Origin of the sequence: Comamonas sp. wu1-DMT (assembly GCF_040187805.1) — a bacterium.
In the GTDB taxonomy this organism is placed as follows: domain Bacteria; phylum Pseudomonadota; class Gammaproteobacteria; order Burkholderiales; family Burkholderiaceae_C; genus Comamonas; species Comamonas thiooxydans.
Genome location: NZ_JBANEM010000001.1, coordinates 239,155 through 250,841, shown reverse-complemented (window position 1 = coordinate 250,841; position 11,687 = coordinate 239,155). Strand labels below are relative to the sequence as shown.

The following is an 11,687-nucleotide window of genomic DNA, read 5'->3' as shown; positions in this document are numbered from 1 at the left end:
TTGCGAGTAGAAGATCAGAAGCAGTTGAGAGTTCGAGCGCCGCCCTGGATCACTTCGACACAGGTGGCTGTCGAAGCCTGGGGTGCGGGCCTGGCTCGCTGCATCACGGGTTTGGCGGGTGCTGCGACCTTGACGGGGGCAGGCACGGGCTCAGGTGTTCCAAACAGCTGGTGCTTGGTGATGCCGACGGTGCTGGTCGGGTCCTTATCGACCTGGTTGCGCAGCACCAGTGAAAGATTGCCCACGCTGCGTGCAAGATCGAGCCTCTCGGCATCTTCCGGGCTCAGCTCGAGGGTGACGGCGCTCACCACCTTGGGTTTGGTCTCGTCACGATCGGCTTCCTGGGCCACGGCCAGAACCAGCACGTTCTCCAGCACGGTTTTGCTGATCTGGCGCGACTCTTCTGTCTTGCCGTTCTGTTCCTGCTGGGCATTGACCACCACATCCACGTAATTGCCGGGCAGGGCGAAGCCCGCAACACCGACCACATCGTTGACGCGTACCGTCATGGCCCGCTTGCCCGGAGCGATGACGGCTGCCAGTCCGCCTTTGGTGCCTACGGGTGCCAGCTTGCCTTCGAGCACGGCTTCGCCACGCAGCACGCCGACCTTGACGACGCGATCCTGCAGCTGTTGCATGTCATGGAATGCGCCATCGGGTATGGAGCCCCGCGGCCAGTCCACTGTGTTCAGCATGTTCGGCAAAATCTTGCCGCCCAGTGGAATGTCGGTGGCAGCGACAACCACCTTGTCGGCGTCCAGGCTGCCGCGTTGGGCCACCCAGTTGGCGGCGTAGACAGCCGCTGCCAGACTGGCCAGCGCTGCGAGGATAAACAGACCCAAAGCTTTGAGGTTTTTCATGGGAGGCTCCCGCTATGCCGTGATGTAAGTGACTAGACCCAGGTGAACTGCCGAGCGACCAGGAACGCCAGGGTTCCCAGGGCGATGCTGACGCCGTAAGGCAAGGTGCCTACCGAATGCGCCGAGTTGGAGCGGGCATCGGGACGGATCCCCGCAGCGACATTGACGTAGAGCAACTGCACTGCCTCGGCCGAGTTGCGCACCAGCTTGCCGGCCATGCGATGCCAGAGTGCGTAGCTGATGGCTGCCAAGCCGCCGGTGATAAAGACAAAGATCACGACCTGACAGGTGGCGGCGGGGCCTAGAAAGCTGCCGACCATGGCCATCAGCTTCACGTCGCCGGCTCCCATGGCATGCAGCAGATAGAGAGGCAGCATCAATGCCAGGCCTACCGCCATGCCGCCCAGCGCCGAGAAAAAGCCGCCGCCATGGGGGTGGTGGGCCAGCAGACCATAGAGCAGGGCCAGGGTGATGCCACCGAAGGTCAAGCGATTGGGGATGCGCCGTGTGCGTAGGTCACTGATGCTGGCTGCCAGCAAAAGCAGCAACAGGATCAGCGAACGCGGCTCGGTGAAAACGGCGGCCACGAGTTCGGATGCTGCGCTGAGTTCGGAAGATGTCATGGTCAATCTCCAGTCCTGTGTTCAGCGAATCCTGTTCGGGCCTCAGAGTTGACGCTGGCGGTCTGCTGCGTTCAGCTCATCTGACTGATGTCTACAGGATTCGGGCGATATGTGACTAAATACAATTTTTCTATCAACTTCATTCTTTTGTTTAATTTTGTGGAAATACTATTCCTATAGAAATCGCTTATCAATATTCTGGTTCGTAAGAATTTTTCTAATCTGCATGAGATGCAAATGTGACGCCGTTGTAGGTTGCGTAAGCAGTGGTCTCATGCGCTTGATGACGCAGATCGGCCCGCGGTCGGTGTCGGCTACAGAGCGCGATCGCAAGGCCTTGCCTGGAGCCCGCCCGCAAAGGAGCCAGGCAGGCGGCATAGACGCTGCACGGTTTGAAGACAGAGCTGGCCCGGCGGGGGCCGGCAGGCGCTGAAATGCGCGATGTGCGTTACCCATGTTCCGGGGCCTGAAGTGGCCGCTGCTGCATGGCGGGCAGGCCCGGGCGTCGGCATCACGGCCCGGGAGCAAGGTTGCGGCGGGGCTGAGTAGCCGCTTTGAGGGATGAGGTCAGGGTAATCCTCAGCAAGCTGCAGCCCGGCTGGAGGCCTGCATTTCCTTCCTGGCCTGTCGGCGGCGGTCCTGCCGACGGTCTGCTGCGAGCGTTGACCCGGCCTTCAGGCAACACCCGATCGGTGCATTCACAGGGAAAGCTATGCTATATAAAATATAGCTTGTAGCGCTTTACCTAAATGGATTTCATGGATGAAATCAATTGATTCCATTGCCAGTAAAGTGGTGACAGCTATCTATTTTGATAGCTGTCTGAAGGCGGGAAACATCGGAGCAGCTTCAGGCCTTTGCTCTGCGCTGGCTGTGCAGGCCCAGCAGCACCAGCACGACGGCCACCAAGGGCAGCATGCCGATATTGATGCCGTTCCAGCCAGCGCTGTGCAGCAGCTGGCCCGATCCGAACGAGGCCACGGCCACTGTGCCGAAGACCAGGAAGTCGTTGAGTGCCTGCACCTTGGCGCGCTCCGAGGGGCGGTAGCACTCGGTCAGCAGCGCCGTGGCGCCGATGAAGCCGAAGTTCCAGCCCACGCCCAGCAAAATCAGCGAGCCCCAGAAGTGGAAGATATCCAGGCCCATCAAGGCCAGCACACCGGCCGCGCCTATCATCAGCAGGCCCAGAGCGGTCACGGGCCGCTTGCCATAGCGTGCAATCAGCTTGCCGGTAAAAAAGCTGGGCACGAACATGGCGAGCACATGCCATTGGATGCCCATGGCGGCTTCGCCCACGCTGTGGCCGCAGCCCACCATGGCCATGGGCGCAGCGGTCATCAAAAACGCCATCAAACCGTAGCTGACCACACCGGCCGCGCAGGCCACGACGAACTGGGGCGTGCGGGCAATCTCGCCCAGAGGCCTGGCGTCGCCGGCCACGGCCTGCTTGCTCTGTGGTGGAGGCAGACGCAGGCCCATGAGCAGGGGCAGGGCCAGCAAGGCCAGGGCCGCCTGGCTATAGAAGCTGCCGGCAAACGGGGTGGCAGGCAGGGCGTCACGGGTCCAGATCACGACCTGCGGGCCGATGATGGCGGCAATCAGGCCGCCGATCATCACGCGCGAAATGGCCTTGGCCTGCTGCGCGGGCTCGCTCACCAGATCGGTGGCGGCGAAGCGGTAGCTCTGCACGCAGGCCGCATAGAAGCCGGCCAGCGCCGTACCGATGCAGAAGGTGACGAAGTCGCTGTGGGCAATGCCTTGCGCGGCGACCACGCCGGAGATCACGCCCAGAATGGCGCCCAGCACATAGGCCGCGCGGCGGCCCATGCGGTTCATGATCCAGGCCGCAGGCAGGGTGGACAGCGCCAGCCCGAGCTGGTAGATGCTGACCGGCAAGGTGGACGCCGTGGGATTGGATGACAGCTGCTGCCCGACCAGCCCGCCCAGCGAGATGATGATGGGCGGAGAGGCACCTCCCAGGGACTGGGCTGCGACCAGCAGGCCCATATTGCGGCTTTGTTGTGTGTTGTTGTCTGATTGCATAAATCGCTTTGGCTGCCCATGCTTGTACGCAGATTTGTCACATCTTGCAGCATTCATATTGGCCGCACATTAAAAGGTTTGCTGCGGCCATGATGCAGTCGCGAGCCTGGTGATCGAAGTGAATGGAAGTGATATGACGTTGAAATGCCTGAGTGACTGGGCTGCGAGCCTGAACATCGCTATGGCGCTCATGAGCTGGGCGTCGATGGCGCATGCCGAGACGGCAGACACCCCGCATGAAGCGGTGGTCTGGTCGGCCAGCTATCGCGGCGAGATTGCCGGCAAGGCAGTCAAGCTGGAGTTGTGGCGGCTCGACGGAGCCGTCGGCGGCAGCTATTGCTATGAACCCTGCAATCGGCCTGGCGCCACGCTTGATCTGGAAGGCTCGGCAAGCGGACAGCTGACCGAGACGCCGATGGCGGGTGCCAGCGATCCCAGGCCGTCGGGCCGCTGGTCGCTGGCGGCCTTGCCTGGCATGGCGCCGCCGCGTCTGCAGGGACAGTGGCAGTCCATGGATGGCAAAAGACGCTGGCCGGTCAATCTGCTGCGCCAGCCCCCGGCTTTTCCCCATGCACTGCATTACGAGCTGCGTCTGCTGATGAATCAGAGGCTGCGCTCCCTGGCCGACTGCGGCGAACATACGGATCTTCAAGTTTCCGCCATTCAGGTCTATGAGAAGGGGCGTCTTAAGCAAAGCCTGCCGACCGCCGCCGTGGGCAGTTGCTGGCTGGTGCAGCCGAGCTGGGTGGATGCGAATTTTGACGGCTGGCCGGATCTGACCCAGGCGCTGGATCTGCCTGCAGGGCCGAATATTGCGCACCGCACCTGGCTTTACGACCCGGGAGCGCAGAAGTTGGTGCTGGGACCGCAGTCCCTGCAGGACATCAGCTCGCCCGCCTTCGATGGCAAGGCCAAGCGCATCTACAGCGAATGGCGTGCCAGCTGCTGCAGCCATGGCGTGGACATCTATGCCTGGAAGGCTGCGGGGCCGGAGCTGGTCGAGCAGGCCGAAAGCCATATGCTGCCGGTGCGCAAGGGCGGCAAGCTCATGGCCTGCTATCAGGTACCGGACTATGCGCAAGGCCATGTGCGCTGGCCTGCCGGTCTCTACCAGCGCGGCGGCGAGCTGAGTCTGGCGCAGGAGCCTGCTGCCGACTGGTGTGATACCGATCCCGCTGCCACCATGAGCCAGAACCTGGTCCAGGTGCTGGCCGAGCCCAGAGCCGGACAGCCACCCCAAGTCCTCAAGGCCTATGGCGCAAGCTACCGCAAGGTCGATACGCCCCAAGGTGTCCGTTACTGCCCCGATATCGCGGTCTTCGATGCCGATGCCCGCAAGGTGGTGCGTGTGCTGATGAGCGAGAACGCCGAGCAGGACTGCGAGGTGGAAAATCCAGCTCGGGTCCAGCATTGAAAACGACTTATCGCTATGCATGGAAATCGCTTGCTGCTATCGTTTTAAGAAAGTTTGCTTGTTATACAATTTAACAAATTGAGACTCATTCTCAACAAGCCTTAGCCACGCACTTCGTTTTAGCCATAGGAGATCAATCAAAACGAGGTCTACATGGCAACCCCAGTTCGTGGCGGCGCAGGCAAGGCGCCGTCGGCTTCAGCGCTTGCATCCACGCAGTTCGCGCCATTCGCGCATTGGCTTTCTTCTGCGGCCTGCCGCAGCCCCCGCTCAGCCGTGGGGCTGGCGGTGTTGGTGGTTTTGAGTGCCGGCGCCCAGGCGCAGTCCCAGACGCCGGATGCGCAGGAAAAACGCCTGAGCGAAGTCACGGTTTCCGGTAAGCAGGACGGCAGCGCTCTGCCCGCGCTCGCCCCTGGCGCCCAGGTTGCCAAAGGGGCGGCGCTGGGGCTGCTGGGCAATGTGGATGTGATGGATGCTGCTTTCAACATCACCGCCTACTCCGAAGAGCTGATCCGCGACCAGAATGCGGCCACGCTGGCTGCCGTGCTGGAAAACGACTCTTCGGTGCGCTTTACCACCAATACCGGCCATGTCAACGAGAACTATGTGATTCGGGGCTTCGACGTCAACGCCAGCGAAGTGGCATTCAACGGCCTGTACGGCCTGGCGCCCGACAGCCATGTGCCGACCGAGATGGTCGAGCGCGTGGAACTGCTCAAGGGCCCGGGCGCGCTGCTTGGCGGCATGGCTCCCAATGGAGCGGTGGGCGGTGTGGTGAATGTGGTCAGCAAGAAGCCGCTGGCCGAGGATTTGACACGGCTGACCACCACCTTCACTTCGGGCTCGCAGCTGCAGGAGCATGTGGATGTATCGCGGCGCTTTGGCCCCGAGCGCCGCCTGGGCATACGCTTTAACGGCGCGCTGTCCAGCGGGGAAACCGAGGTCGACGACCAGAAGCGCCGCCGCCGCCTGGGCGCCGTGGCGCTCGACTATCAAGGCGATCGCTTCACGCTGGGACTGGATGCCTATCACTACAAGGTGAATCTGGACAACGGCAGCCCGGTGATGGTGAGCTTTGGCAAGATGAAGAATCTGATCGGCGCGCCGAACGCCAGCAACAATCTGTTCCGCGGCGTCAACACCGAAGTGGAGAACAAGTCGGTGGCACTGCGCGGCAGCTTCGAGCTGAGCGACAGCTGGCAGCTCTACGGCAGCCTCGGCAAGGCCTGGCATGACTATGCTGGTCAGCCCACAGGCACACGCGTGGTGCTCAATGCCGTGGGCGACGGTTCTGCCGTGGGTCAGACCTATAACCTGCAGGGCTATACCAACAGCACGGCGCTGGACGCGGGTTTGCGCGGCCGCTTCAAAACCGGCGATGTGGGCCATCAGCTGGTGTTCTCGTTCAACGAGCTGCAGCAGCAAAGCGGGCGCGCGCTGCCCATCGTGGTCAGCAGCAGCTACACCACCAATATCTACGATCCGGTGCTGCCGGTTCTGGCCGGACCGCGCAATGCCGTGCGCCAGGAAAACGACAATGTGATCCGCAGTTTCGCCGTGGCCGATACCCTGAGCCTGCTGCAGGACAGGCTGCAGCTGACGCTGGGCGCACGCCACCAGCGCGTGAATCAGAAGATGAAGGGCTACGACGCGAGCGCTGTGACTCCCATGCTGGGTCTGGTGGCCAAGCCCTGGGGCGAGGATTTGTCCTTCTACGCCAATTACATTGAGGGGCTGAGCCCCGGTCTCGAGGTCGGCTCCACCTATGCCAATGCAGGCGAGACATTCGCGCCCTACAAATCCAAGCAGATGGAGGCGGGAGTGAAGTGGCGCCGCGCAGGCTGGACGAATACGTTGTCGCTGTTCCAGATCGAGAAGCCTTCGACCACCATCGATACGGCGGCCAATACCCTCAAGCTCAATGGCGAGCAGCGCAATCGCGGCGTGGAGTGGAATACCTTTGGTGCCGTGAGCTCCAGCTTGCGCGTATTGGGCGGCATCACGTACCTGCAGCCCAAGCTGACCAGCACCCAGGGCGCCAACAACGACGGCCATGATGCTTTCGGCGCGGCGCGCTGGGCGGCCAATCTAGCGGCAGACTGGGATGTGCCGGGTGTGGCCGGTCTGGCGCTGAACGCACGCATGGTGCATACAGGCAAGCAGTGGGTCAACTCGGCCAACACCTTGCGTGCACCAAGCTGGACGCGCTTTGATGTCGGCGCCCGCTACACCACGCGCGTTGCCGACAAGAAAGTGGTCTTGCGCGGTACGGTGGACAACGTCTTTGGTCGCAGCTACTGGGCTGGAGCCTTTGCCGACAACTTCCTGACTGTGGGTGCACCGCGCACCGTGCGCATCAGCGCTGCCGTGGACTTCTGAGGCGAGGGAAGCATCAATGCATGAAGATCTTCAAGGTTTGTGCCTGCCGATGATGGGCCACAGACCATCGGGCAAAGGGCTGCGCTCCTTGCTTGTTCCAGGTCTGCTGGCAGCGGCCAGCGTCGGCATCGGCGGCTCGGCCGGTGCGGCCCGGCCTTTGCCTGGCGGCACTGTTCACAGCGCGGGCAAGGCGGCCTCCTTGCTTTCGGTGCAGGAGCCGTTCTCCGGCAGGCTGGCGTCGGGACAGAAGCTGAGCCTGCAGCTGGAGGCTCCGGCCGGCGCAGTGGTTCGCGGCAATCTGCAGGCGTTGGGCGTGGTGCTGGATGTGGAAACGCCTGACGGGCGCCATCTGCGGCGGCTGAGCCAGGGCGCAGGCGTCGATCACGCATTTACCTGGCAAAGCCGGGGCATGGCGAAGGAGCGTCTGGTGCTGCGCGCCGAGAAGGTCCAGCCCTATGCGTCGGCGGCAAACGGCGTGTTGGCGGCGCAGGACGGACACATCGGTGCTCCGACCTATGCTGCGCCCATTCCTGGCGCCTACGAGCTGACGATCACCCAGGTGCTGGCGCCGTTGGCGGCCAGCCATGCGCCTGCCGCAGAGATCGAACCCGAGCCGCTGCGCAGCCCCAGACTCAAGGCCTTGCAGGCGCGCCTGGCGCAGGGCGGCGACAGCCGCAGCTTCTGGCTGGAAATGGAACGCCAGGGCACGCCGCTGATCGAGCCCTGGGATGCGGAGCACCAATTGGTGAGCTTTGTCTGGCGCGGCGCCGGGCAGTCCGTGCGGCTGTTCGGAAGTCCATCGGGCAACCATGAGCCTTTGCAGCGCCTCGGAAGCAGCGATGTCTGGTGGGCCAGTTTCGTCATGCCCAGGGATGCACGGCTCAGCTATGGTTTTGCTCCCGATGTGCCTGCAGTCTCGGCCGATGCCATGATTCAGCGCCGAGCCATTCTGTCCACTTTGCAGCGCGACCCTCTCAATCGCCAGAGCTGGGGGCGGTCTGCGGATCTGCAGGCAGTGCAGGATCGCTACGACGGACGCTCCGTGCTGACGCTGGCCAAGGCGCCGCCCCAACCCTGGAGCCAGTCCCGCGCCAGCGTGGCAGCTGGCCAGTTGCAGCGTCACTGGCTGGGCAGCCAGGCACTGGGCAATGGACGCGATATCTGGATCTACAAGCCGCAGGGCTGGCAGCAGGCCGATGCGGCTCAGCGTTCCCTGCTGGTGCTGTTCGACGCCCAGGCCTATCTGCGCCAGGTTCCCACGCCCGCCATCATCGACAACCTGATGGCCGACGGCCTGCTGCCTGCAACAGCCGTCGTGCTGGTGGCCAATGGCGCAGGCGACGCGCGCAGCCGCGAACTGCCGCCCAACCCGGTGTTTGCCGACTTCATGGGCAAGCAGCTCATGCCCTGGCTCAAGGCTCAGGGCATCGCGGCCGGACCTGAGCGCACGGTGATCGCAGGATCGAGCTATGGCGGCCTGGCTTCAAGCTATGTGGCGCTGCGCTATCCGCAGTGGTTTGGCAATGTGCTCAGTCTTTCGGGCTCCTATTGGTGGGCTCCCAAGGGCGAGTCGCCCAATTGGCTGGCTCGCCAGTATGAGCAAGCACCGCAACTGCCCATTCGCTTTTACTTTGATGCCGGCCTATACGAAGGGGCTCGCGGTGGTCAGGCAGGCATACGCGAAACCAGCCAGGAGCTGGGTGATGTGCTGCGTGCCAAGGGCAACAAGGTCGTGCAGCGTGTGCACAGCACCGGTCATGACTATGTGCACTGGCAGGGTTCGCTGGCCTGCGGGCTGCTGGCGCTGACGGGGCGCGAGCCATCGACCGAGGGGCTCAAGGAGCAGGTTGAACAGGCTTGCGGGCTCTGAGTCTGGGAAGCACAAAAAAAGGGGCTGAAAGCCCCTTTTTTGCTTTTGGCCTGCAGCGCTCGTTCGCAAGCGCTGCAGGCTTTTCCATGCAAGCTTCTACTTGAGCTTGTTGCCGCATTCGCCGCAGAACAGGTCATTGGCGGCTACCGGGGCGCTGCAGGCTGGGCAGCTCGGCGCAGCCTGAGCCTGGCGGGCTTTCTCGGCGGCCTCTGCTTCGGCGCGGGCGCGGGCTGCTTCACGCTCGGCAGCCTGCTGCCTGGCCAGTTGCTCGGCTTCTGCTTGCTGACGTGCTTCTTCGGCAGCCTGTGCAACTGCGCGCTCCTCAGCGGCCTTTTGCTGTGCTGCGCGCTCTGCGGCCTGGGCTTCGGCAGCCGCACGTTCGCGTGCAGCTTGCTCGGCGGCCTCGGCTTCAGCCTTCAGGCGGGCTGCTTCGGCCTCGGCGCGCAGGCGTGCCGCCTCGGCTTCGCTACGCTGGCGGGCGGCTGCCTCTTCAGCGCTTTGACGTGCTTTTTCCGCCGCATCGGCGGCAGCACGCTCGCGCGCCTGCTGCTCTGCAAATGCCTGTTCGGTGGATGCCGCTGTGGCGGCAGTCAGGCCTGCGGCAGCCGCTGCTGCGCCAGCCGTTGCTGCGGCAGCCGTTACCGCGCCAGCGTTGGCATTGCTGTCGTTGCCGGGCGGGGTGTCGGTGGCGGCGGGCTTGGCTGTGGCTTCCTGCAGGCGCTCGCTGGCAGCCTGCTTGGCGCGCTCGGCCGCAGCCATGGTGCGTTCTGCGGCAGCCATGGTCTGGGCCTTGGCTTCCTCGGCTTTTTTGCGCACATCGCCAATCAGGCTGTCCAGCGCACCCTCGGCCTCGGCCGGGTCCACGCTTTCACGAGCCTGCAGATAGATCAGATTCATGCCCATGATGGCCACCTGGGCCAGCAGTGCGCCCACCACGCAGTAGAGAACGCCCAGGCCGGCGATGAGGCCGGTGCTGCCGCCACCCATCATGCCCATGGGGTTGAAGCCACCACCGTAGCCACGGCCGTAGCCGCCGCCCATGAACATGCCGGCCATGGAGCCGGCATCTCCGGTAATGCTCATGGCCATCCCGGTCAGGGAGACGGTGGCAGGCACCAGTCCGGCAAACAGCATGAAGCAGACCAGGCCCAAAATGACATAGAGCACGACTTCCATCAGTACCACTTCGACCAGACGCCTGCGAGCGATGCTCAGCACATTGGCCAGCGCAGCCTTGACGGACAGGCCGCTCCACAGCGCAGGGCCCATCAAGGGGCCGACGACCCAGATCATGGCGATCAGCAAGGCTGCGGCGACCAGCACCAGAATCGGGTGGGCCACAAAGGCCAGAATGCCGCCGAGCACGGGAATCTTGCAGATGAAGTAAATGACGGCAGCCAGCAGGTAGTAGGCCAGCGTGGCAACAAATATCGCGAGTCCGACCAGCAGGAATTTGGGCAGGCACAGCAGCCCGGCCGATGCCGCTGCCGAGAAGGAGCGTACGGGCTCGTTCCTGGCCTTGTCCATGAGCATGATGCCGACGCCCGAAGAGCCGGCCAGCAGTGCGACCAGGGCCGCCAGCATGAAGATCAGGTACATGAAGAAGCCGGCCTTGACCAGCATCCAGGCCGCGCCTGCTATCAGTGCACCGGTCAGCAGCAGTGTCAGAAAGCACAGCAGCAGCGGTCGCCATTGCGTCAGTCCTTCGGCGGCTCTGGCGAGGGTGGCAAAACGTATTTCTCCCAGGGGTTGCTCTCTCATTTTTCGTCCTGTCTGGTGGTTGAGGCTGGCTGGTGTGGCGCGATGAGCCGCTGGCTGGCCGGGGGTCAAAGCTTGCCGCGGATTTCGCCGGCTTCTATGGAGTAGCGCTCCACGCCGGCGGGCAGGCCAGTATCGATCTTCTTGATGACAGTCACGGGTTTGCCGCCTTTGGACTGGGTGGTGCCAGTGGCGGTATTCACACGCCCGGCCCTGACATCCTCGTCGGACTGATCAACCACGATGATGGATGAGCCCCGGTTGTCGGCCAGTTCATTGGCCAGTTCCTTGAGCACATTCATGGCCTGCGTATATTCCTTGCGACCCTTGGCAGCCAGCGGCATCTCCACGGTCAGTGCTGAGAAACTGCGCATCTGGTGTGTCTGTCCCGACTGCCCGTCGGCAATGCTGACGGTCCTGGTCTGTAACGGCCCGGCCACGGCGCGTTGTTTGGCCGGCAGCTTCTGCATGGCTTGCACGGCCTGGGCCTGCATGCTCTGCGCATGCTGCGTCTCCTGATCCAGAGCGGCCTGCAAGCGGGCAAAGCGCTCGTTCTGTCCGCCCGAAACAGCGGTTGCGGGCGCGCCGCCGCCAGGGCCGCAGCTAGGGTCTGCGGAATTGGTGACGCGCGAGAGCATGCAGCTCAGCGATGTGGAGGCATCTTGCAAACTGGCGCAGCCGCCGAGCAGGGTTGCGGCGCAGGCGAGCACAGTGAGTTTGAGTTTTTTCATGGCTTTCAA

Annotated in this window: 8 protein-coding genes; 3 read left to right on the top strand and 5 right to left on the bottom strand. The window is 63.3% G+C overall.

Going from position 1 to position 11,687, the window contains the following annotated elements; genetic code table 11:
* Positions 1-14 precede the first annotated feature (14 nt).
* From cpaB to V8Z78_RS01030, 3 genes are all read right to left on the bottom strand, one after another.
* Entirely contained in the window at positions 15-860 is an 846-nt protein-coding gene (gene cpaB / locus V8Z78_RS01040; protein ID WP_057092177.1) for a Flp pilus assembly protein CpaB, read from the bottom strand.
* A gap of 32 nt (positions 861-892) precedes the next feature.
* Positions 893-1,483 carry an A24 family peptidase gene (locus tag V8Z78_RS01035; protein ID WP_057092178.1) on the bottom strand — a complete coding sequence of 197 codons (591 nt, stop codon included), beginning with the start codon at positions 1,481-1,483 and terminating at the stop codon, positions 893-895.
* Positions 1,484-2,332: 849 nt separating this feature from the next.
* Positions 2,333-3,526, bottom strand: a complete 1,194-nt coding sequence (locus V8Z78_RS01030) for an MFS transporter (protein WP_057092179.1) — start codon at positions 3,524-3,526, stop codon at positions 2,333-2,335.
* A gap of 133 nt (positions 3,527-3,659) precedes the next feature.
* Between V8Z78_RS01030 and V8Z78_RS01025 the strand changes: the two genes are divergently transcribed.
* From V8Z78_RS01025 to V8Z78_RS01015, 3 genes are all read left to right on the top strand, one after another.
* Entirely contained in the window at positions 3,660-4,940 is a 1,281-nt protein-coding gene (locus V8Z78_RS01025) for an XAC2610-related protein (RefSeq protein ID WP_179626122.1), read from the top strand.
* A gap of 153 nt (positions 4,941-5,093) precedes the next feature.
* Positions 5,094-7,319, top strand: coding sequence for a TonB-dependent receptor (locus V8Z78_RS01020; protein WP_349730716.1), 2,226 nt, complete (start codon positions 5,094-5,096; stop codon positions 7,317-7,319).
* A gap of 16 nt (positions 7,320-7,335) precedes the next feature.
* Positions 7,336-9,189 (top strand): enterochelin esterase domain-containing protein, encoded by a 1,854-nt coding sequence (locus tag V8Z78_RS01015; protein ID WP_349730715.1) that lies wholly within the window; start codon positions 7,336-7,338, stop codon positions 9,187-9,189.
* Between the two features lie 96 nt (positions 9,190-9,285).
* Here the strand turns inward: V8Z78_RS01015 and V8Z78_RS01010 are convergent, their stop codons facing one another.
* Both V8Z78_RS01010 and V8Z78_RS01005 read right to left on the bottom strand, forming a co-directional pair.
* Positions 9,286-10,950, bottom strand: coding sequence for a zinc ribbon domain-containing protein (locus V8Z78_RS01010; protein WP_349730714.1), 1,665 nt, complete (start codon positions 10,948-10,950; stop codon positions 9,286-9,288).
* A gap of 65 nt (positions 10,951-11,015) precedes the next feature.
* Positions 11,016-11,678, bottom strand: a complete 663-nt coding sequence (locus V8Z78_RS01005; RefSeq protein WP_057092184.1) for a hypothetical protein — start codon at positions 11,676-11,678, stop codon at positions 11,016-11,018.
* Between the last annotated feature and the right edge of the window lie 9 nt (positions 11,679-11,687).